Below are 22,252 nucleotides of genomic sequence, written 5' to 3'. Positions count from 1 at the left end.
GGTGTAGCCGTCCAGTCCCAGCAGGTGCCGTGCCTCGCAGTCCAGACGCCAGTCGGCGCTGCCGCTTTCGACATCGCGTCCGTCGTGGATTCGCGGCATCAGAACGGTCCGGCCGCGTGATCGGTAGCGCTGCGCTTGCGCGGTGGCATCAGCCACACCTTCGCCCGTTCCTTGCCGATCAGCTTGGTGCGTACGTCATGGCGCTTGACCACGTAGGCCGCTGCCTCGTTGACGTCGCGGCGGTTGGGTTTGTCGATGCCCACTGCCAGGGCGATTTCGGTGGCGCGATAGGGTGTGCTGCGGTGCTCGGCGGGCAACGACCAGTCGAAGTGGCGGTCGATCAGCTCGGCGATCGGCGAGATCGGCTCGTGTTCGCTGTTGGTGGCGTTCAGCGCGTCCAGCTCATCGCTGGCCAGATGCCAGGTTTCACCGTTGCAATAGAGCGCATGCGCCTCGGCCCACACCTGCTGCATGTCGATCCGTGCCGGTTCGCCCAGCGCCACCGCGTGCACGGTCCACCAGCGCGTATTGCCGGTGGCATCGCGCAGGAAGCGTTCGTCGTTGACACTGGCAAACAGGATCGTGCGCCGCGCGTAGCGCGATTCGGTGCGCGCATACGGCCGCCGGATCTCATCATGGCTGCGCGAGATGAATGACTTCAGTGCCGCGATATCGGTGCGTCGGAACGTGGCATCGACCTCGCCCAGCTCGACGATCCACTTGGAGATGACCTGCTTGACGCTGTCCTTGTTGGCCGGGTCCAGCACCACGCCATCGGCGATCAGCTGCAGCTCCGCCGGAGCCAGCTGTCGCGCCCAGCGCGTCTTGCCCAGATTCTGCTTGGACACGAAGGTCAATACACCGCGGGCGACCACGCCATCGGGCTCGAAGGCGGCAGCAACGCCGGAAATCAACCAGCGCCGCATCAGGATCTCCTTCAGCACGCGGCCGTCGGCCATGCGTGTGGGTTGGGCTTCCTGCACCGTATCGAAGAATGCCTGCAGGCGAGATTGCCCATCCCACGGCCGGGAGGTGATCCAGCTGGCGACCGGATTGTACGGATTGGCTTCGGCCACCTGGCACAGGTTGGTCTCGAAGCTGGCGATGGCCATGCCGGCGCGGTGCATGCAGTCCATCACTTCGCCGGCGGCGACCTCTTTGGCGTTGTCCACCGTGGTCTGCAGGCCGGGGACGAGGATCTCCAGATCCTTGCGGATGACGTTGTAGCGCACCGTCACGCCAGTGCGCCGGCACAGTTCGGCCAGATTGCGTGCGGTCGGCAAGGGCCTGCCACGTGCACTGCAGTCGGGGAACGGGGTGAAGGTATCGAAGGCGGAGAGATTGCCCGGTACCAGATAGCGCGCGGCGGCCGTTGCCGGTGCGTCATCCTCCGGGGCGGCGTCATCCACGCCGGCGGCAGGGGCGGGCAACAGCTGCGCACGCAGTACCTCCAAGCCTTCGCGTAGATGCAGGTCGTTGAAGTCGGTGGGGCGATCATCCTCGTCGTGCAGGACCGCGAACTCCGGCCATACCACGCGTGCGTCGATCTCCGTCGCCGCATGGGTTGCCTGGGTGACACCGGGGTTGTCCAGCGGTTGCTGGGTCCATTGGTCGTTGTCGGCACAGATCACGAAGCTGGCGTCCGGCATGGCGATGCGCCATGCGCGTGCGACCGACGCCAGGTTGCCCGCGTCCCACGCCACTACCACGCACCAGCCGGTCGCCTGCTGGATCGATTCCGCCGTGGCATAGCCCTCGGCGATGGCGATGGTCTGGCTGGACAGCGGCTTGCCGATGACATGGAAGCAGCCCTGTTTGCGGCCGCCGGCCAGGAAGTCCTTGTCGCGACCAAGCGCCAGGTCCATGCGTGGAAAGATCGCCTGCAGCGAGACGATGCGGCCTGCGGCATTCATCACCGGGACCAGCAGTGCGTTGTCGATGTGGCGGAACACCCGGCCTTCGCTGTTGCGCACCGGCCACGCCGCTACGCGCAGTCCGTGTGCCTGGATGCCTTTGCGCACAAGATACGGGTGGTTGGCGTCGGCAGGCACGGCGCGGTTCCACAGGACGTTTGCCGCCTTCGCCGCCGCGTCCTCGCGCTCGCGTTGCTGTCTTTCCCGCTCCGCGCGGGCCGCTTCCTGGCGCTGTCGGATCGCGCGCTGCTCGGTGGCGGTCAGCGAGGTTGGCGCCTTTGCGCACCACCCGTGGCGCAGTCCAGTACGCCAGCTGCCGAACTCGCCGGCGGGCACGTTGTCGCCGAACAGCACGGCCCAGCCATTACGGGTGCCGCGGCGATCCCCCTCGACATGGAAGCGCACCAGCGTGCCATCAGCACTGAGTGCCTCACGGCCGCGCGCATCGGGCACGATGCCGTGTGCGTGCATGGCCTGCAGGAATGCTGGAACGATGTCCTGCGCTGGGTGCGGTGCATGCATTCGGCGGGGCCCCCTTGAAGCATGGTTCGGTTCACAGCGGCCGGTTGCGGCCAAGGTGCTGTGTGCTGCCCGCTGTACGCGGGACATGCGGCGGCTGCCCGACGCAGAGTGGTCAGTGGGTGATGGAAGGTGGTGATGCAGTCATGGTGTCGGAGTGGGCTTGTTTTTGCAACACCTTTGGACACCTTTCATCTCTGATTGCGCTGCGCGTCCTTGTCCGCGGGTGATCTGCGATGACAGTCGCAGATCGCCTTCATCGCGACGATGCGTCGCAGCCTGCGAGAACCTGTTTTCCGATGATGTCGATGCCGTTCAACACGGCCCTTCGCCCTCTCTCATTGCCCGGCCCGGGCACCCTGCACAAGGAGTCCGTATGTCTGAAAACAGACCCGATGAAGTACGTCTGTCCGATGCCGCGCTCATCCCGCGCACGATCGTCACGGCGTTCTCAATCGGTGCGACCACCCCTCGATAAAATACGACTGGCATGACGGACACCATCGACGAAGCGCAGGAACTGGAAGCGCGCCATCTTCAACGCGCCTTGGCCCAGCACGCCGTGCGGGCCAGCAACGTTGCCCCTCTCACACCCACTGGGGAGTGCCACAACCCGGACTGCAGCGAAGACTTTGAAAACGACCCGGCGAGGCTGTTCTGTGGGCCTGCCTGCGCCGAGCGTTTCGAAGCCATCCATCAACACCGCAACGCATAGGAACAGGGGACATGTCTCTGAACAGCAACGACGCTGGCTTCACCGAACGCATCGCCGGGGTATCGGCCGAGCTCGCCGTACTGATGAGCCTGGTGGAGCACCACATCCATCTGCAGCTGGCCGACCTGGCCGACTCGGGTGATGTGGACGCACAGGAGCGGTTCGCGGTGGCCGATCCGGAGCGCTGGTTGGAGAACGCCCGCAACAGCCTGCAGGCGGGCGTCATGTTCCTGGAACGCGCTGTGCAGCAGCCGGCGCGGTTCTAGCGTTGTCGCCAGGGGGCGGAAGGGGCGGGTTGCGCCGGGCGACCTTCCGTCCCCTCCCGGCGATATCCGCGCATGGCGTGGATCCAGTGAGGGCCAGCCCTGCGTCACGATGTCGCAGGGCCGAAACGGAGACCCTGAACGTGGTCCAAGGTTGGTCTCGGCCTCGTAGAATGGCCGGGTGCGTCGTTCTGTCCTCCACCGCCGGTTCCAGGCCCTGGCATGGCTTGCCATGCTGTTGGTGCTGTGCGCCCCGTTGGTGAGCCGCTGGTTGTCGCATGCGCACATTTCTGCTGCACCGGTGGTGGTCATGGATCACACCCTGCATGCACAGCACGCGATGGAAGGGCATCACGACCACCACGCGATGGCGATGCAGCATGGCGAAGCGGCACCGAAGCCGCCTGCGGATCCACATGCCGATCACGAGATGGGCGTGGAGTGTGACTACTGCCTGATTGCCGCACGGCTGATCACCCTGCTGGTGGCGGTATTGCTGCTGCTGGCGCCGATGGCATCGGAATGCCGCGCGCTGCGCGGTCCGGTGCAGACGTTGGCGCAGCGGATCTACGGTTCGTTGGGCGCGCGTGGGCCTCCGGTGCTGTTGGCTGCTTGAGCGCCTTGCGTACGCGCTGATTGATGCTTCCTGGTTGCCAGGCGTGGCCTGGCACTACTGCGTGCGCGCTTCCTGAACTTCTTGAGCTGCCCTGCATCGCGGGGTGGCCTCGCATGCCGTGAAAGAATGAAAACGAACCCCAACTTCGCACGTCTGCGCTGCGCGGCACTGTGCGCGTCCATCCTGCACACCGCGCCAGCCCTTGCCACCGATGCCGCACCGCCCACCACGCTGGATACCGTACGTGTGGTCGATAGCCGTAGCGGCGAGCTGTCTTCCACTGCCAGCACCGGTTCGGCGCTCGGCCTGAGCGTGCTGCAGACCCCGGCCAGCCTGACCGTGATTTCGCGCGAACAGCTGGAGCAGCGTGGTGACACCAACCTCAACGACGCGATCAGCCGCGCCGGCGCGATCAGTGCAATGCCCCATCCGGGTAACGGCCTGAGTGCACTGTCCAGCCGTGGCTTCACCGATGGTGCCTCGGTGATGCGCCTGTACGACGGCCTGCGCCAGTACGGCGGTGTGGGCATCACCTTCCCGTTCGATACCTGGTCGATCGAGCGCATCGAGGTGCTGCGCGGGCCGGCCTCGGTCATCCACGGCGATGGCGCAATCGGTGGCGTGATCAACATCGTGCCGAAGAAGCCTTCGCGCGGTGCCATCGAGAGCGAGATCAGCGTGACCGTGGGCAGCGAGGACACCGCGCGCCTGGGCTTCGGCAGCGGTGGCGCGCTGACACCCGAGCTGGCCTATCGGCTGGATGTGAGTGGCAACTACAGCGGTGGTTGGGTGGACCGCGGGCGCAACAGCGATGCCACGTTCTCCGGTGCGTTGCTTTGGCAGCCGCGCAATGACCTGCAGCTGACCCTGACCCATGCGCAGGGTCGGCAGAATCCGATGCGCTACTTCGGTACGCCGCTGGTGGATGGCCGTCAGTTGGAGGCGCTGCGCCACCGCAACTACAACGTGTCCGACGCTGATATCCGCTTCCGCGACCGCTGGACCCAGTTCGATGCGTTGTGGACGCCCAATGCGAGCGTCGAATGGCGCACGCGCGTGTACCAGATCGACAGCCAGCGTGACTGGCGCAATGCCGAGGCCTATGTCTACAACCCGCGGACCGGATTGATCGACCGTTCCGGGAATACCCAAATCACCCACAACCAGGACCAGACCGGGCTGACCTCGACGCTGCGCGTGCAAGGCGAGGTGAGCGGCCTGGCGAACAGTTTCGCGATGGGGCTGGATGCAAACCGCGCGCATTTCAAGCACACCAACAACACCTATGCCGGCAGTTCGGGTCCGGTCGATCCGTTCCATCCGGTGCCAGGCCAGTTCGTCAGCGATGCCCCCAATCTGCCGCGCTACCGCAATGGTGCCGAACAGTACGCGCTGTTCGTGGAAGACCGGTTGTCGCTGAGCGAGCGCTGGTCGGTATTGGGCGGGCTGCGCCACGACCGCGCGCGCATTGATCGCACCGATCTGATCAGCGGCCAGAATGCGTTCTCGAAGACCTACAGCAGCACCGGCTGGCGTGCCGGTACGGTGTTCGCGCTGCAGCCGACGTTGAGCCTGTACGCGCAGTACTCGCAGGCGGCGGACCCGGTCAGTGGCCTGTTGATGATCAGCCAGGCCAACGGTGCCTTCGATCTGGCCAAGGGCCGACAGATCGAGGTGGGCCTGAAGCAGGCCTTCGACGGCGGCGAGTGGACGCTGGCGGCGTATCGCATCCGCAAGACCGGTCTGCTCAGTCGCGACCCGCTGGTGCCGGATCGCCGGGTGCAGGTGGGGGCGCAGACCTCGCGCGGTATTGAAGCGTCCTTGAACTGGAACTTCGCGCCGCAGTGGTCGCTCGATGCCAACGCGACGGTGCTCAAGGCCGAATTCGAGAATTTCCTGGAAGCCACCGGCACACCGGCAGTGATCGTGCCGCGTGATGGCAACGTACCGCCGAACGTGGCCGAGCGCTTGGCCAACGTCTGGTTGAGTTGGCAGTTCCTGCCCGACTGGAGCGTGGTCAGTGGCGTACGCTACGTGGGCAAGCGCTATGCCGACAATGCCAACACGCTGCAGCTCCCGGGCTATGCCACCACCGATCTGACCCTTGCCTGGCAGGTCGCGCCGCGCACGCGGGTGACCGCGCGCGTGTTCAACGTGTTCGACAGGGCGTACTACGCCACGGCGTACTACACAAGCACGCAGTGGCTGCTGGGCGCGGACCGGCGCGTCGAGTTCACCCTCGACCATCGCTTCTGAGGACGGCTGCCATGTCGCTGCGATCCACTGCCAAGCGCTGGACCTACCTGCTGCACCGTTGGCTGGGCATCGGTGGGTGCCTGCTGATGTTGCTGTGGTTCGTCAGCGGCATGGTGATGCTGTTCATTGGTTACCCGAAGCTGACACCCGGCGAGCGCCTGGCGGTGTTGCCGATGCTGGGTGACGCGCGCGGTTGGCAGGGATTGTCGGCGTTGCCGGCGGCGCTGCAGGACGAACCGGAAACCGTGGCATTGACCACGCTGCGTGGCGAGCCGGCGTATGCGGTGCGCAGTGGCCGCAACGTGGGCGCCTGGTCGGCACGGACCGGCCAGGCCCTGCTGCCTGTCTCGGCACAGCGCGCCGAGGCATCGGCAGCGCAGTTTGCCGGCGGCCAGGCGTTCGTGGGCGCGATGCGTGTGGACGAGGACCGCTGGACGCATTCGCGCGCATTGGACGCGCACCGGCCGCTGTATCGCGTGGAGGTGGGCGGTGCACAGCCGGGCGATGTGTACGTGTCTTCGCATACTGGTGAAGTGGTGCTGGATGCACCACGCGTACAGCAGCGCTGGAACTATGTGGGCGCGTGGATGCACTGGCTGTATTTCCTGCGCATGCAGTCGGTCGACCCGGCCTGGACGTGGGTGGTGATCGTGCTGTCGGCGCTGTGCACGGTGGCGGCGATCAGCGGCATCGTGGTGGGTGTGTGGCGTTGGCGCTTTCGAGGGCACTACCGTTCGGGCACGAAGACGCCCTACGTCGAGCCGTGGATGCGCTGGCACCACCTGCTCGGGCTGATGGCGGCCGCGTTCGTGTTCAGCTGGATCTTCAGCGGGCTGATGTCGATGAACCCGCTGGGCGTCTTCAGCAGCACGCGTGAGGCGATCGACACCGCGCGCTATCGCGGTGGCACGGTGGCGGTGCAGGGCGCGCTCGGTGATCCGGCTGCACTGCTGGCCGCGGGCGATGCAACGCGGTTCAGGCCGGTGGAGATCCAGTGGCGGCGCATTGGCGGCGAGCTGTTCGCGGTGTTGCTGGACGGGCAGGGCGATACCCGCATCGTGTCGGAGGTCGAAGGGCACCTCCGGGTGATGCGTTTGCTGCCCGTGGCGTGGCTGCAACAGAAGGCGCAGGCGATGTCGGCTGCGCCGATGCAGGGGTTCGCGCTGCTGCATGCACCGGATGCTTATTTCTATCCGCGTGCGCCCGAGGCGATGAATGGCGCAGCGGTACGCCGCTTCCCGGTGGCCGTCGTGGACTTCGGTGATGCCGAGGCGACGCGTGTCTACCTCGATCTGGCCACCGGAGACCCGTTGCTGACGATGGGGCATAGGGAGCGGGTTGGGCGCTGGCTGTTCTACTTCCTGCACAGCTGGGACCTGCCGGCGATGTTGCGCCAGGACACCGCGCGGTTGGGTGTGTTGCTGCTGTTGAGCGTGGCAGGTGCCGCGATGTGTGCCACGGCTACGGTGATTGGCTACCGGCGCTTGCGGATGAAGTTCCGGCGTCGGCAGCGATGATGCCGGATCAGGCCTTCAGCCAGCGCGTCGACACCGCTACCAGCAACAACGCCATTGCCACGCCGATGAAGGCAGCGATGAGGCCGAAATGGTTGGCCGCGAAGCCGATCAGCGCGGGGCCGGCAAGAATGCCGGCAAAGCCCAGCGTGGACACCGCCGTGATCGCCAGCGCACCAGGCATACGGGTCTGGTGACCGGCCAGCGAGAACAGTGCCGGTGCGATGTTGGCGCACCCCAGTCCTACCAGTACGTAGCCAGCCAGGGAGGCCTGCCACGGCGTGACCAGCGTGAGTACCAGCACACCACTGGCAGCGAGCAGGCCACCGAACACAATCGCGCGCTGGCGGCCTACGCGCGCCACCAGTGCATCGCCGAACAGGCGGGCGACGGTCATGGTCAGGGTGAAGATCACATAGCCGATGCCGGCGAGGCTGGCATCGACACGACGCACGTCACTGAGGAAGACCGCGCTCCAATCCAGCATCGCGCCCTCGCCAAGGAACGCGACGAACGCCAGCACGCCGATGAACAGCACGATGCCGTGCGGCATGGCCAACATAGGTGCGTCATGTGGCATGCGCTCGCTGTGCCAGCACGACGCCGACAACAGCATCACCAGCAACATCGCGCCGACGCCGATCAGCACCGACGTCAGTGGAGACAGCTGTGCGGAGAGTAGTACGGTCATGGTTGCGGCACCGAGGAAGCCGCCGATACTGAAGAAGGCATGGAAGCCGGACATCATCACGCGCCGTGCTTCGCGCTCGACGATCACGGCCTGCACGTTCATCGTGCAGTCCATCGCGCCCACCGCGGCGCCGAATACGAACAGCACAAGTCCCAGCGTCCAGGCCGAGCCGGCCAGCACCAGACCGGGCACGGTCAGGCAGATCAGCAGGCTGCTGGCCACCATCACCCGGCGGCAACCCAGGCGTGCGGCGAACAGGCCCGACAACGGCATGGCCAGCAGCGAGCCGGCGCCCAGGCAGAGCAGCACCAGCCCCAGCGTGGCGTCGTTGATGTCGGTGCGTGCCTTGGCGAAGGGCACCAGCGTGGCCCACAGCGCGGTGGCGAAACCGGGGATGAAGAATGCAGCGCGGGTCGCGTGCTGTTCGGCACGCGCGCGGTTGGGGAGGGACATGAGCGGGACGGTCAGGGAGGTGTGGGGTGCACGGCGATGCCGGCGGCGCGGAAACGGGCGGCCAGCGCAGGGGGGGCCGACGTGGTCAGTACCAGATCGTCGATGTCGTCCAGGCTGGCGATCTGCCAGTTGCCGCGCGCGCCCAGCTTCTCGGTGGTGGCGGCGACGATGATGCGGCTGCTGCAAGCGACCATCGCGCGCTTGAGCGTGGCTTCCTCGGCGTCCATCGCCCACACGCCGGTATCGACGTCGACGGCGCAGGGGCCGGGCAGAAAGACATCCGCACGCAGGTGCTGCACCTGGGCCAGCGCCTCGGCGCCGACCGCGCCACCGCCGGCAGCCAGTCGCCCACCGATCAGCTGCACGGTGGTGCCGTCCTGCCACGCCGCAGCGGTGGCGATCTGTGGCGCGTTGGTGATCACTGTCAGCCCCAGCGCGCCCGGCAGTCGCTGGGCAATGGCCAGGTTGGTCGAGCCTGCATCCATCAGCAGGACCTGGCCAGGCTGCAGCAACGCGCAGACGCGGGCGGCCAGTTCATCCTTGCCGGAGCGGTCCTGGGTCATCCGCTCGCGCAGCGGCACGGCCTTCGGCGCCGGCAGCACCGCACCGCCGTAAACGCGCTGGCACAGCCCCTGGGCCGCCAGTTCGCGCAGGTCGCGGCGGATCGAATCTTCCGATACGCCATAGCGGCGGGCCAGTTCCGCAGCCACCACGCGTCCTTGCTGGCGCAGCTCCTGCAGGATCAGCTGGGTACGTTCGGCGGGGAGGGTCGGGTCAGTGTGCATGCTCGAAGTGTGCATGACCATGCATAAACGTGCAACTTTGGGTGTTCAGGCAGAGGCCGTGCGGCCGGCTGTACATACCCTGGCTGCAGCAGTGATGAACCGGGCGCGCTGTCGTGCTGCCCATTCCCTTTGCGGCGCGGCATCATGGCCAGGCAATCGGCCCGGAACCCTGCATGTCCTCCACCGTTCACCACAAGCTGCGCATCGGCGCCGATCAGTTCACTGGCCAGAAGGTGGTCGACCAGCAGTTCCACGACTGCGATTTCTCCGGCGTGGACCTCACCGCCACCGAGTTCGTGAACTGCGGTTTCTACGATGCCGAGACGCGCACCGGGTGCCGCTTCAGTGGTGCCACGTTGAAGGAAGCCAGCTTCCGCCAGTGCGACATCAGCATGTGCAACTTCAACTTCATCAAGGCGCTGGGGCTGGAAATCAGCGAGTGCCGCGCGCAGGGCGCCGACTTCAGCAACGCCAGTTTCATGAACCAGATCACCACGCGCAGCTGGTTCTGCAGCGCCTTCATCAAGAAGTCCAACCTGCGCTATGCCAACTTTTCACGGGTGACGTTGGAGAAGTGCGAGCTGTGGGAAAACCGCTGGGAGGGCGCCAACGTGAGTGGCGCCAGCTTCGCGGGGTCGGACCTGTCCGGCGGCCAATTCGATGGTATCGACTGGAATACGGCCAACTTCACCGATTGCGACCTGACCAACTCCGAACTGGGTGAGTTGGATCTGCGCAGCACCAACCTGCGTGGCGCCACGCTGGATGTGCAGCAGGTCGCGCTGCTGATGCAGCGCATCGGCATCACCGTGGTGCCTTGAACGTGCGTCGCGGTGCTATGCCGGTGTGGCCGGCGCGTAGGCCACCCAGCCCTTGAAGCTGAAGCCGGCGTAGAACAATTCCACATTGTCGAAGCCGGCCTCCTGCAGCAGCGCTACTTCCTGCTCGGGCGACAACAGCGGCAGGCGCTCGCTGATGGCGGCGACTGCGCGCTGCGCATCGGCACGTGGAATACCGGAGGCCTCACCGAACGCGGCGTAGCGTTGCAGCCAGCGATGCTTGCCGTCTGCGTCCTGCGGCACGCTGTGGTGGGTCACCACCAGCGGCGCCCCCGGTCGCAGCCGTTGCCGTAGTTCGCGCAGGGTATGCAGGCGTTGCTCAACGGTGAGGAAATGCAGGGTCAGCAGGCAGCTGGCGCCGTCGAAGACGGTGTGCGGGGCATCGTCGATGTAGCCTTCCAGCAGCGTGACCTGCGCCATCAATGGCCCCAGGGTCTGCTCGGCCAGGGCGAGCATGGGCGCGGCCGGGTCGATGCCGAGCATCCGCCAGTGCGGGTGCGCTTCGGCGAAGGCCTTGAGCTCCAGTCCGCCACCTGCGCCGAGCACCAGCACCTGGCCGTCGTCGGGTACGTGTTCGGCCAACAGCAGATGGGTCATCTGCTGCAGGCCGAGGAAGCCCGGCACCTGCCGCAGCGGGCCGTCGGCGTAGCGGGCGACGGCCTGGGGATCGGAGAAGGAAGGCATGCTCATTCCTGGCGGGTAGATTCCGAGGTCATGGTGCTTGCGGCGTGGCGTATCAAGTGCTTCGCATACCATTCTGGTCTCAGGAGTTGAGACACCTGGGCTGGACACTCTTGCATCCGCAGCAGAGGATCACACGCATGCCCGTCAGTTTCGAAACCGGCGACATCTTCGCTACTCCGGGGTTGAGCAGCTACGCCCACGGATGCAACTGTGCAGGGGCAATGGGCAAGGGCATCGCGGTGGCGTTCCGCCAGCACTGGCCGGCCATGTATGAAGCCTACCGACGCCTCTGCATGGCGGGTGAATTCGCCCCGGGAGATGTCTTTGTATGGGAGGAGGGGACTGTCACTGTATTCAATCTGGGCACGCAGCTCAGCTGGCGCACCAAGGCTGAGTACGGTGCGGTAGAGCGGGCGCTGTCGGAGATGCTGCGCGAAGCCGAAGTCCGCGGGGTGCCCGAGATTGCGCTGCCGAGTATCGGCGCCGGGCTGGGCGGCCTCGAGTGGCCGCGGGTTCGCGTGCTCCTCGAGGCGTTCGGTGCTGCGACGCCGATTCGCCTGCGAGTTTGCGAGACGTTTGTCGAAGGTGTGCCGCTGGCGGCGTGACTGCGGATACCGCTGGTCGAAGGGCTAGCCCAACGCCTTCCCAAGCACCTGCCAGATCTTCGGGTCCTGGCACTGCGACACATTGAAGCGCACGTAGTCGGCAGCCCGCTGCGACTGGCTGAAGGCATTGCCGGGCGCCACCACCACGCCCTCGCGCAGGCACTGCCGTGCCACTGCCGAGGCATCACGGCCATCGGGCAGCTGGCACCACAGGAACAGCCCTGCTTCCGGTTGCAGCCACGGTGTGATGCCCAGCTTCTGCACCTGCCGCAGCGTGTGCTTGCGCGCATCGGCCAGACGCGTGCGCACCGCCTGCATGTGCCGGCGGTAGCCACTGTCGGTCAGCGCGATCTGCATCAGGTGTGCGGCCAGGTGGCCGCCGCCGAAGCTGGTGGCCAGCTTCAGATCGGTCAGCGCCTCGATCCAGTCAGGGCGCGCGGCGATGTAGCCGCAGCGCGATGCCGCGGAGATGGTCTTGGAGAAACTGCCGACATGGATCACCCGCGACAATCCGTCCAGCGCCGCCAGCCGTGGCGCCGGGCGCAGCTCGAAGTCAGCGAAGATGTCATCCTCGATGATGAGCAGTTCGCTGCGTTCGGCCAGGCCCAGCAGGCGGTGTGCGGTGGTCGCCGACAGCACCGCGCCGGTCGGGTTGTGCAGTCCGGAATTGGTGATGTACAGGCGTGGTGCGTGTTCCTGCACGGCGCTGGCGAACACCTCCAGATCGGGGCCGTTGTGCGTGTAGGGCACGCCGATGGCCTGCACCTGATGCGCCTTCAACAGTGCGTGGTAGTTGAAATAGCTCGGGTCGTCGACCAGCACGCAGTCGCCGGGTTTCAGCAGAAAACGGCAGATCAGGTCGACCGCATGCGTTCCCGATTCGGCCAGCAGCAGCTGCTCCATCGAAACGTCGATGCCCAGCGTCGCGGCGCGTCGCTGCAGCGTCTGCCGCAGTGCAGGCAGGCCAAGCGGCCCGGCGTAGTCGACCAGGTGTGTGGGGTCGGCGCGGGCCATGCGGCGCAGGCCACGGCGCAGGCCATCGTGGTACAGCCAGTCACTGGGCATCCAGCCGCAGCCCGGTTTGAGGTGGCCGGGCGGGGTTTCCAGTGATTGCCGCGACACCCATAAAGGGTCCACCGCGCGATCAAGGCGTGGCTCCATTTCGGCCAGCGCCAGCGGTGCTGCCGGGCCAGCCACGTAGAAACCGGAGCCAGCGCGCGCGGCAATCACGCCCTCGGCCGCCAATCGTTCGTAGGCCTCGACCACGGTGGACACTGAGACGCCCATCGTTGCGGCCTGCGCGCGTACCGAGGGCAGGCGGCTGCCCGGACCATCCAGGCGCGAGCTGATGCGTGAGCGGACGGCGTGGATGACGCTGTCGATGCGGCTGGGCGGTCGGGACATGGGCGTGACTGTAGGGGGATTATTGGCAGTACAGTTACTTGTGACTGTACTGGATTGTAGCTGTGTATCCCCGGTGCCTGGTGGCTCAATGATGGGCACAGCCGGGTACCGCCCGGCGCTTCTGGAGCAGGGTGTGGAACGGTCGGCAAGCGGGTGGATCAACGGCTTCATCGGTGTGGTGATCTTCGCTGGCTCTTTGCCGGCCACCCGTCTGGCGGTGATGGAACTGGATGCCAGCTTTGTCACGGCCGCGCGCGCCAGCATCGCCGCGCTGCTGGGGCTGGTGCTGCTGCTGGCCTTGCGGCAGCCGCGTCCGGTCAGAAGCGATCTGCCCGGTCTGGCGCTGGTCAGCCTGGGCGTGGTAGTGGGCTTCCCGCTGCTGACCGCGCTCGCCCTGCGCCACGCCTCATCGGCACACACCATCGTGTTCGTGGGACTTCTGCCGCTGAGCACGGCGATATTCGGCGTCCTGCGCGGCGGCGACCGGCCACGTCCGGCATTCTGGGTGTTCTCGCTGCTGGGCAGCACCTGCGTGGTCGGCTACGCCGCACGCAATGGCATAGAGGCTTCACTGCAGGCCGACCTGCTGATGCTGGCCGCGATCGTTGTGTGCGGGCTTGGCTACGCCGAAGGCGGTCGCCTGGCCCGACATCTGGGCGGTTGGCAGGTGATCAGCTGGGCACTGCTGTTGGCCTTGCCGGTGATGCTGCCGCTGATGGTGGCGATGCGCCCGGTCTCCTTCACGGCGGTCGCTGCCTCCGCCTGGTGGGCGCTGGGGTATGTGGCAGTGTTCAGCATGCTGATCGGGTTCCTGTTCTGGTATCGCGGCCTGGCCCAGGGCGGCATCGCCGCGGTAGGCCAACTGCAGCTGCTGCAACCCTTCTTCGGCCTCGCACTGGCGGCGATGCTGCTGCACGAGACTGTCAGCGTCGGCATGTTGCTGGTGACCGTGGCAGCTGTGATCTGCGTTGCCGGCGCCCGGCGCTTCAGCCGCTGACAGCACCCCCCCATCGCCGCGCGATACCGTTGGCGTATCGCACGGTCCTGCAATCAGTATTGGCAGTGGATGACCGTGCTCGCCGATGCTGGCCGGATGAAACCAGTTTCCAGTATCTCGTTCGAAGGCCAGGTGGGCCTGGTGACCGGAGCCGCCGGTGGCCTGGGCTTGGCTTACAGCCGCCTGTTGGCCCAGCGGGGCGCGCATGTGGTGATGCATGACGTGGGCGCCGCAACGGATGGCACGGGCACCGATCCGCAGCGTATTGTCCAGACCGTCGCTGCGCTGCACAGCCAGGGTCTGCAGATCGAGGCCGCCAGCTCCCCCATCAACCAGCGCAGCGGCTGCCACGCCTTGGTACAGAACATCCTGCAACGCCATGGACGGCTGGACTTCATCATCCACAATGCCGGCTGGGTGGCCTATGCCGGTATCGAAGCGGTGGAAGACGATGCGCTGGAGCAGATGCTGTGCCTGGCCGCGAAGACGCCGCTATGGCTGGCACAGGCGGCGTGGCCCGCAATGCGTGCTGCCGGCGGCGGGCGCATCGTGCTCACCACCTCAGATCGCGCGCTGTATCCGCAGTATGCGCAGCGTGGCCTGTGCGGCTATGCGATGGCCAAGCTGGCTGCGCAGGGGCTGGTCAATGTGCTGGCGTTGGAAGGCGCCGAGCATGGCATCGTGGTCAACGCGGTGTCGCCGGTGGCCAAGACCCGCATGTGGGGCATCAACGGGGAGCCGGATGAACTGCATCCCGATGCCGTGGCTACCGGGGTCGCCTTCCTGGCTTCCACGCGCTGCAGGCAGGGTGGCTGGATTCTGCGTGCCAGCAATGGCCAGTTCCACGCTCTGCGGCTGCAGGAAGCGGAAAACGTGGACTATCCGCGCGACCTGCGTGCCGTCGCTGCCGACAGCATTGAATCGGTGGCCCTGCAGTGGCCGGTCATTGCACGGCCGAGTGTCGATGCGCGTGGCTGAGCGCGTACCCTAGGCAGGTCTCCACCTGCCTGCGATGAAATGATCGATCTGCGCCTGCTCCGCCAGTTCGTGGCGGTGGCCGAAGAACTGCACTTCCATCGCGCCGCGGCACGCCTGCATATGTCGCAGCCGCCATTGACGGCGGCAATGCGGCGCCTGGAAGACGAAGTGGGCACCGGACTGATCGTGCGCGGCAACCGCACGCTGGGCCTGACCGCAGCAGGGCAGACGCTGCTGGTGGAGGCGCGTGCGACGCTGCAGCAGGCCGAACAGGCGTTGCAGCGCACGCGTGAATCTGCTGCTGGGCAGACCGGGACGCTGCGCGTAGGCTACGTCGGCAGCGCACTCTATGGGCGCCTGCCGGCACTGATCCGCCAGTTCCGGCACGCCTTTGCGCAGGTGCAGCTGCATCTGCACGAAGCCACTTCGCGGCAGCAGCAACAGTGGCTGCGCGAGGGGCGCATCGATCTGGGCATCCTGATTCCGCCGATCATTTCCGCAGAACTGCATCTGCAGGCATTCGACCAGGATCGACTGGCCATTGCCCTGCCGCGTGCGCATCGACTGGTTGCACAGCAGCGGTTGGACGTCGCAGACCTGATGGATGAGCCTTTCGTTTCATGGCCATCGGCCGAAGGTATCGGCTTCCATGCACAGGTGCTGGGCCTGTGTACCGCTGCCGGCTTCACGCCACGGGTCGTGCAGGAAGCGCAGGGCATGCACGCGGTGTTGTCGCTGGTGGCGGTGGAAGCGGGCGTGGCGATCGTGCCGGCCAGCATGACCGGGTTCCGTCCTGATGAGATCGTGTATCAGCCATTGGATGGTGCCAATGCCGCCTTCGACCTGCAGTTCTGCATGCGCCCGGAATCACCCGCACCGGTGTTGCAGAATTTCCTGGCGATGGCAGCGCAACCGGTAGTGTCGTGATTGCCGGCTGAGCATCCGTGATGCACGTACTGGCCCTGCGCTGGCCCGTCTCGTGCATACCTGAGGAATGTGATCCGGCCTGCAGTTCCATCCTTGGGGGCCGTGCCTGCGGCATGACCGATGCATCAGCGCGGGTAACCCCTACATACCCTTTCGGCGACGGTGACCAGCATGTCTCCGTCGGCCATCATCGGCCGGCTGGGATTGGCGTCCCACAATCAACTCTGGCACGTGACCCGCAGGCGCATCGATGGCGCCTTCGGATCACGTGACCCGCTGTCCGTGGTGGGCGATGTGTGGGGATCGCGATGATCCGCCGGTCAGTCCCAGAGTTGTCCGGTACGCCAACCCGCATCGCCCGCCGCCTGTTCCTGGTCAGCCACGAATGCGCTGACGGCGCTTGCCTCGGGGGTGGCAATGCGCATCGTGCATGGGAACGGCGGCGGGCGGTGCATCTGTCCGGGGCAACCAGGGAGCCACGCAGTCCTGGGCGGCGCTCCACTGGTTGCAGGAATCAGAACCGATAGCTGATGGTACCGGTGACCACACGCGGGTAGCCGGCGAAGCAATCGCCGAAGGTGCGGCACGGCGCGTAGTAACGCTTGTCGGTGAGGTTGGTGATGTTCAAGGCCCAGGTCCAGTTGGTCACCTGCACTTCCACCAGCGCATCGGCCAGGGTGTAGCTGGGGGTGATGACGCGGCCGCCGTTGCCCAGCGATACCGTGTTGCCGACATGGCGCACGCCCAGGCCGAGTTTCATTCGTGCAGCATCATCCAGCTGGAAGGCCTTGGACACCCAGGCCGAGGCCAGATCCTGCGGGGTATCGTTCAGGCGCTCGCCCACTTCCAATGCGAAGTTGCTGCGGCTGACCTCGGCTTCGTTGCGCGCAATGGCCGCCGTGACGGTGAGGTCGTTGGCAAACTGGAACTGGCCCTCCAGCTCCACGCCCTTGGAACGGATCTGGCCGGTCTGCACCACGTTCAGCACGTTGTCCGGATCGTTGGTCTGGCGGTTGGTTTCGGTGATCCGGTAGGCAGCCAGGGTCAACAGCATGTTGCGCGCCGGCTGCCACTTGATGCCACCTTCGGCCTGGCGTCCGCGCATCGGCTTGAATGCACTGCCGAACAGATCCTGGCCGGATACCGGCAGGAACGACTCGCTGTAGCTCAGGTACGGCGATACGCCACCACCGAGCTCGCCGATCAGGCCGGCGCGGTAGGTGGTGGCATTGTCGGTCTGGCTGGGCTGGCCTTCGGTCTTCGAACGCGCATGATCGCGACGCGCACCCAGCACCAGCGATACGCGATCGGCCCAGCGGATCTGGTCCTGCACATACACGCCCAGCTGGGAGGACGTCTGGTCCGGCTGGCGTTCCCAGCCACGGACGGTCGGCGCTATCGATACCGGCGCGTAGACGTCGATGGGCGTGCCGGTGGCATCCAGTCGCTGCAATTGTTCCTTGTACTGGCTGTAGTCCACGCCGGCCAGCAGCAGGTGCTGGAAGACGCCGGTGCTGAAGTCGAACTGCACCGCGTTGTCGGCGCTGAGCACCTGGATGTCCGGCTGCGTGCCGTAGGCGGTGCGGTTGACCACGCGCCGGTCGGCGTCGATGAAGGGGTTCTCCGGGTTGCTGTAGCTGTCCACATACAGCTGCTGCAGCGTGGTTCTGCCATCGATGTAGCGCACCGCCGAGCGCAGGCTGACCGCGTCGTTGAAGCGATGGTCGAACAGGGCGGTCAGGCTGTACACGCGCGAATCAATGCGGTCGAAACCGGCATCGCCGATGAACGTGGTCGGATCCAGGCGACGGCCGGGTGCTGCGTACAGGGTGGCGGCCAGCGGCAGGAACTGCTGGCTGGAGCCGGTCTTGTCGTGCTGGTAGCTGGCCAGCAGGGTCAAAGTGCTGCGTTCGCCGCGCCAGCTGAGCGATGGCGCCAGATAGACCCGGTCGTCCTTGAGGACATCGGTCTGCATGTTCGATTCGCGCACAAGGCCAACGAAGCGTCCGGCAACCGTGCCGTCGTCATTCAATGCACCACCGATGTCGCCCTGCAGCTGGCGGCGGTCGAAGCTGCCCAGCTGCAGGCCGATTTCACCGCGGGTGGCGCCGAAGGTCGGGCGCTTGCTCATCGCGTTGATGATGCCGCCGGTGGCACCTGCGCCGTAGAGCACCGACGACGGACCGCGCAGCACTTCCACCCGTTCCAGGCCGTAAACCTCCGGGCGCGCCAGCGGGCTGAAACCGTAGCTGCGGCGCAGGCCATCCTGGTACTGCACCGGGTCCAGGCCGCGCACCGAGCTGGCGTCGTTGCGGGTGTCCAGGCCCCAGGCATCGGCGGTGACACCGGCGCTGTAGCGCAGCACTTCCTGCAGATTGTGCGCGCCGCGATCGGTGAACAGCTGCTGGGTGACCACGCTGATCGCCTGCGGCGTCTCGGTCAGGGCGGTGTCGGTCTTGGTTGCGGTGCTGGCGCGCTCGGCCACCACGGTTACCTTGTCCAGGGTCCGCGCTGCAGTGCCGTCCTGGGCCTGGGCGATAGCCGACGCCAGCAGGGTGGGCAGGAACAGCGTGTACAGCAGCGGGCGGCGCGACGGCAGGGCGGGCATCGTGGGGAATCCGGGAAGGGCGGTGACGGCGGATTATCCGGATGCCCGCTCCCAAATACAAATGATTCCCAAATGCACTTGCCGGTGATGGGTCCGGCTTCAGGGCAGGCCGTCCGTGGCGCCACGGATGCTCATCCAGGCGCCCCCGTCGGGGGCGCTGCCGGCGCGGACGCGGAAGCCGTGCAGCCCGGCGATGGCGGCCACGATCGACAGCCCCAGGCCAAATCCAGGGGCTTGCCCGGCACTGCTGCTGCCGCGGAAAAAGCGCTGATAGATCAAGGTGCGGTCCTGCGGCGGGATGCCCGGCCCGTTGTCGATCACATCGATCCGGGGCGCGCCGTGGTCGTCCACCGCGCGCAGCAGGATGCGCCCGTGCTCGGGTGTGAACTGCAGGGCGTTGGACAGCAGGTTGGCCACCGCTTCGAACAGCAGTTCGCGATCGCCACGCAGCATGCCGATCTGCGGCGCTACCTGCAGTTCCAACAGCTGCTGCTTCTCTTCGGCCAACGGCAGGTAGAACTGGTGCAGCTCCTGCAGCAGGTCGGCGATGTCGACCTCGTCGAAGGCGGAGCGGCGCTGATGGCTTTCCAGTTCGGACACACGCAGCAGCGCAGCGAAGCGCGCCATCAGCATGTCGGTCTCCGCCAGTGCCTTGTCCAGCGGGTCGGCGTGCGCGTCGTGCTCGTCCAGGCCCACGCGCATGCGGTAGAGGTGCGCACGCAGGCGCGTGAGCGGTGTACGCAGGTCATGCGCGATGCTGTCGCACACGCCTTTGACCTCGGTCATCAGCTGTTCGATGCGTTCCAGCATGGCGTTGACGATGCTCGACAGCCGATCGATTTCATCGCGCCGGTTGGACACCGGCAGGCGTTGCCCGAGGTCGCCGGCGATGATCCGGTTGGTGGCCGCTTCGATCTGCTGGATCCGCTTCAACGGGCGCCGGCGCAGCAGATGCCAGCCCACCAGTCCGGGGATGACGGTCAGTGACACGCCCCACAGCAGCGCATCGAGGATGATGCTGTTGACCGCCATGAGCTTGCCGTTCTGGCGCACGAACACCAGTGTGCGGCCATCGCGGGTCACCACGCCGAGCGCGCTGCCACCGCTCTCATGCGGGCCATCGACCAGTGTCCAACCCGCCACGGGATGCGAGTTGCCATCCAGCGGCAGTCCCTCGGGAATGGCCGTCAACGGGCCCGCCATCGGCATGCCGGCGTTGTCGAACAGCCCATACGTATACACCTGGTGCAGGTCGAAGCGCTGGCTGTCGCGCAGTGCGTCATCCAGGGCAGGGCCGTCGAAGCTCATGAACAGATGAGCGCGCTGCTGCAGGCCCGATTCGGTCAGGTCGTTCAGATAATCGGAGATGCGCCAGTACATCACCCCCAGCAGCATGCTCGACCAGGCCACGAACAGGATGCAGTACAGGCCAAGAAGGCGGCTGCTGGACGAGCGCCACTGATCAGGCGCGCGCGTCGAAGACATAGCCGGTTCCCCTTACGGTCTTGATCGGCTGCGTGCGGCCGGGCTGCTCGATGCGTTTGCGCACACGGCCGATGTGCACGTCGATCAGGTTGGTGCCCGGATCGAAGTGGTAGCCCCAGACTTCCTGGAACAACATGGTGCGGGTGACCACCTGGCCGGCGTTGCGGACCAGGAACTCGAGCAGCTTGAACTCGGTTGGCAGCAGGCTGATTTCCTGGCCGCCGCGGCGTGCCGAGCGGCTCATCAGGTCCAGTTCGAGATCACCGGCGCGCAGCACGCTGTCGGCTGTGCCCATCTGGCCATGGCGGCGGATCAGCACCTCCACGCGCGCCGCCATTTCATCCGAGGCGAACGGTTTGGTCAGGTAGTCGTCGCCACCGGCGCGCAGTCCGCGCACGCGCTCGTCCACGTCCGACAGAGCACTGATCATCAGCACCGGCGTGGTGACGCCTTCGCGGCGCAGCGTGGTGACCAGGGTCAGCCCATCCACGCCCGGCAGCATGCGATCCAGGGTGATCACCGCGTAGTCGCCTGCGCGTGCCAGCGCCAGGCCATTGCTGCCGTCCGCTGCCAGGTCGACCTCGAAGCCGTGGCTGCGCAGCTCGGTGGCGATTTCCTCCGCGGTGACAAGGTCGTCCTCGATGGTGAGTACGCGCGGCATGGGCCACTTTGCAGATTGGGACATGCGCATCCTCGCAATCGGGAGCATGCACTGCAAATGAAAAATGTTTCATGCGTTTTTCGCTGGATCGCGGCGCGCTGTCTTCTATATTCGGCGCCGAGCGCTCCCCCCGGCGCGTGGAACCTGTTGCCGATGACCCTCCCGTACTTTCTCCTGCCGGCTGCGGCCTGGCGCCTGCCCCGAATCCGGCGCCTGCCGCTGTTGCTGGCCTTGGCAACCCTGCTGGCCGGCTGCGGCAAGGACGCGCCCAAGCCAGCCACGGCGGCGCCGGAAGTGACCGTGCTGACGCTGCAGAACCAGACGCTGGCGCTGGAGCAGGAGCTGCCGGGGCGCACCGTCGCTTCGCAGGAATCGGATGTACGGCCACAGGTGGACGGGGTGCTGGTGAAGCGGCTGTTCGAGCAGGGGCAGCGGGTGAAGGCCGGGCAGCCCCTGTTCCAGATCGAGCCGGCGCTGTACCAGGCGGCCCTGAACGAGGCACAGGCCAACCTGAAGACCGCCGAAGCGGCCGCCGTGACCGCGCGCCTGCGGGCGCAGCGGATGCAGGCGCTGGGCAAGGACCAGCTGGCCGCGCGGCAGGACGTGGACGATGCCATTGCCAGTGGCCAACAGGCGGCTGCGGCGGTACAGGCCGCGCAGGCGGCGCGCGATACCGCCAGCACGCGGCTGGGTTTTGCCACGGTCAGTGCACCGATTGCCGGCCGCATCGGGCGCGCGCTGTTCACCCCGGGCGCGCTGGTGACGTCCGCCCAGGCCGATCCGCTGGCGCGGATCCAGCAGGTGGATCCGATGAACGTGGACATCACCCAGTCCAGCAACGAGTACCTGGCGTTGCGTCGTGCCATTGCCGCCGGTGGCGTGCAGGCCAACAGCGCGCCGGTGCGGCTGCGCTTGTCCGATGGCACCGACTACCCGCTACCGGGCACGCTCGAATTTGCCGACATCGATGTGCAGCAGGAGACCGGCAGCATCACCCTGCGTGCGCAGTTCCCCAATCCCGACGGACAGCTGTTGCCCGGGATGTATGTGCGCGCGCAGGTGGGACAGGGCACGCAGCAGCAGGCCCTGCTGGTGCCGCAGTCGGCGGTGGACCGCAGTGCCAAGGGCGAGGCGCAGGCGTGGCTGGTCGACAAGGAGGGCAAGGCGCGGCTGCGCACCTTCCGCACTGCGCGCGCGGTCGGCAATCAGTGGCTGGTGCTGGACGGCATCAGTGCGGGTGAGCAGGTGGTGGTGGCCGGAGCGCAGGGCCTTGCCGATGGCATGGCGGTGCGGATGAAACCCGCGCCCGTGGCTGCGCCGGCTGGAAAGGACTGAGCGC

19 protein-coding genes are annotated in these 22,252 nt (G+C 66.4%); 11 read left to right on the top strand and 8 right to left on the bottom strand.

Annotated features, from left to right (window positions below; translation table 11 throughout):
* Positions 1-98: 98 nt before the first annotated feature.
* Complete coding sequence (locus tag HUT07_RS14775) at positions 99-2,384, bottom strand: VapE domain-containing protein (RefSeq protein ID WP_254898876.1); 2,286 nt, start codon at positions 2,382-2,384, stop codon at positions 99-101.
* A gap of 538 nt (positions 2,385-2,922) precedes the next feature.
* Between HUT07_RS14775 and HUT07_RS14770 the strand changes: the two genes are divergently transcribed.
* The 5 genes from HUT07_RS14770 to HUT07_RS14750 all read left to right on the top strand — a co-directional run bounded on the left by HUT07_RS14770 (position 2,923) and on the right by HUT07_RS14750 (position 7,799).
* The gene (locus HUT07_RS14770; protein WP_089239225.1) at positions 2,923-3,147 is read left to right on the top strand and encodes a hypothetical protein; all 225 of its coding nucleotides are present in this window, start codon (positions 2,923-2,925) and stop codon (positions 3,145-3,147) included.
* An 11-nt stretch (positions 3,148-3,158) separates the two neighbouring features.
* On the top strand, positions 3,159-3,413 hold the full coding sequence (locus tag HUT07_RS14765; protein WP_089239227.1) for a hypothetical protein: 255 nt from the start codon (positions 3,159-3,161) through the stop codon (positions 3,411-3,413).
* A gap of 229 nt (positions 3,414-3,642) precedes the next feature.
* Positions 3,643-4,026 (top strand): DUF2946 family protein, encoded by a 384-nt coding sequence (locus HUT07_RS14760; RefSeq protein WP_176021564.1) that lies wholly within the window; start codon positions 3,643-3,645, stop codon positions 4,024-4,026.
* A 126-nt stretch (positions 4,027-4,152) separates the two neighbouring features.
* A complete protein-coding gene (locus tag HUT07_RS14755) occupies positions 4,153-6,282 on the top strand; it encodes a TonB-dependent receptor (RefSeq protein WP_176021563.1) in 2,130 nt (709 codons plus the stop codon).
* An 11-nt stretch (positions 6,283-6,293) separates the two neighbouring features.
* Positions 6,294-7,799, top strand: coding sequence for a PepSY domain-containing protein (locus tag HUT07_RS14750; protein WP_176021562.1), 1,506 nt, complete (start codon positions 6,294-6,296; stop codon positions 7,797-7,799).
* A 7-nt stretch (positions 7,800-7,806) separates the two neighbouring features.
* Here HUT07_RS14750 and HUT07_RS14745 read toward each other — a convergent pair whose 3' ends face one another.
* On the bottom strand, positions 7,807-8,940 hold the full coding sequence (locus HUT07_RS14745) for an MFS transporter (protein WP_176021561.1): 1,134 nt from the start codon (positions 8,938-8,940) through the stop codon (positions 7,807-7,809).
* A gap of 11 nt (positions 8,941-8,951) precedes the next feature.
* Positions 8,952-9,725, bottom strand: coding sequence for a DeoR/GlpR family DNA-binding transcription regulator (locus tag HUT07_RS14740; RefSeq protein ID WP_176021560.1), 774 nt, complete (start codon positions 9,723-9,725; stop codon positions 8,952-8,954).
* 173 nt (positions 9,726-9,898) lie between these two features.
* On the opposite strand from HUT07_RS14740, the gene smqnr reads away from it, so the two are divergent.
* Entirely contained in the window at positions 9,899-10,546 is a 648-nt protein-coding gene (smqnr, locus tag HUT07_RS14735; protein WP_176021559.1) for a SmQnr family pentapeptide repeat protein, read from the top strand.
* A 15-nt stretch (positions 10,547-10,561) separates the two neighbouring features.
* On the opposite strand, the gene HUT07_RS14730 is transcribed toward smqnr, so the two are convergent.
* A complete protein-coding gene (locus HUT07_RS14730) occupies positions 10,562-11,248 on the bottom strand; it encodes a class I SAM-dependent methyltransferase (protein ID WP_176021558.1) in 687 nt (228 codons plus the stop codon).
* A 137-nt stretch (positions 11,249-11,385) separates the two neighbouring features.
* Here HUT07_RS14730 and HUT07_RS14725 point away from each other — a divergent pair, with 137 nt between their 5' ends.
* On the top strand, positions 11,386-11,853 hold the full coding sequence (locus HUT07_RS14725; RefSeq protein ID WP_176021557.1) for a macro domain-containing protein: 468 nt from the start codon (positions 11,386-11,388) through the stop codon (positions 11,851-11,853).
* Positions 11,854-11,877: 24 nt separating this feature from the next.
* Here HUT07_RS14725 and HUT07_RS14720 read toward each other — a convergent pair whose 3' ends face one another.
* The gene (locus tag HUT07_RS14720; RefSeq protein ID WP_176021556.1) at positions 11,878-13,257 is read right to left on the bottom strand and encodes a PLP-dependent aminotransferase family protein; all 1,380 of its coding nucleotides are present in this window, start codon (positions 13,255-13,257) and stop codon (positions 11,878-11,880) included.
* Positions 13,258-13,390: 133 nt separating this feature from the next.
* Here HUT07_RS14720 and HUT07_RS14715 point away from each other — a divergent pair, with 133 nt between their 5' ends.
* The 3 genes from HUT07_RS14715 to HUT07_RS14705 all read left to right on the top strand — a co-directional run bounded on the left by HUT07_RS14715 (position 13,391) and on the right by HUT07_RS14705 (position 16,159).
* A complete protein-coding gene (locus HUT07_RS14715) occupies positions 13,391-14,254 on the top strand; it encodes a DMT family transporter (protein WP_176021555.1) in 864 nt (287 codons plus the stop codon).
* Between the two features lie 96 nt (positions 14,255-14,350).
* Positions 14,351-15,232: an SDR family oxidoreductase gene (locus tag HUT07_RS14710; protein WP_176021554.1), complete on the top strand. Its 882-nt coding sequence runs from the start codon at positions 14,351-14,353 to the stop codon at positions 15,230-15,232.
* 39 nt (positions 15,233-15,271) lie between these two features.
* Positions 15,272-16,159: a LysR family transcriptional regulator gene (locus HUT07_RS14705; RefSeq protein WP_176021553.1), complete on the top strand. Its 888-nt coding sequence runs from the start codon at positions 15,272-15,274 to the stop codon at positions 16,157-16,159.
* Positions 16,160-16,673: 514 nt separating this feature from the next.
* Here HUT07_RS14705 and HUT07_RS14700 read toward each other — a convergent pair.
* From HUT07_RS14700 to HUT07_RS14690, 3 genes are all read right to left on the bottom strand, one after another.
* On the bottom strand, positions 16,674-18,767 hold the full coding sequence (locus HUT07_RS14700) for a TonB-dependent siderophore receptor (protein ID WP_176021552.1): 2,094 nt from the start codon (positions 18,765-18,767) through the stop codon (positions 16,674-16,676).
* Between the two features lie 99 nt (positions 18,768-18,866).
* The gene (locus HUT07_RS14695; protein WP_176021551.1) at positions 18,867-20,252 is read right to left on the bottom strand and encodes an ATP-binding protein; all 1,386 of its coding nucleotides are present in this window, start codon (positions 20,250-20,252) and stop codon (positions 18,867-18,869) included.
* Positions 20,230-20,913 (bottom strand): response regulator transcription factor, encoded by a 684-nt coding sequence (locus HUT07_RS14690; protein WP_176021550.1) that lies wholly within the window; start codon positions 20,911-20,913, stop codon positions 20,230-20,232. The genes HUT07_RS14695 and HUT07_RS14690 overlap by 23 nt, the downstream gene beginning before the upstream one ends.
* 153 nt (positions 20,914-21,066) lie before the next feature.
* Between HUT07_RS14690 and HUT07_RS14685 the strand changes: the two genes are divergently transcribed.
* Complete coding sequence (locus HUT07_RS14685; RefSeq protein ID WP_176021549.1) at positions 21,067-22,248, top strand: efflux RND transporter periplasmic adaptor subunit; 1,182 nt, start codon at positions 21,067-21,069, stop codon at positions 22,246-22,248.
* Positions 22,249-22,252 lie beyond the last annotated feature (4 nt).

It is taken from the genome of Stenotrophomonas sp. NA06056, assembly GCF_013364355.1.
Taxonomy (GTDB): domain Bacteria; phylum Pseudomonadota; class Gammaproteobacteria; order Xanthomonadales; family Xanthomonadaceae; genus Stenotrophomonas.
Note: the sequence above shows the minus strand (reverse complement) of the source record. Positions and strands in the feature narration are given on the sequence as shown.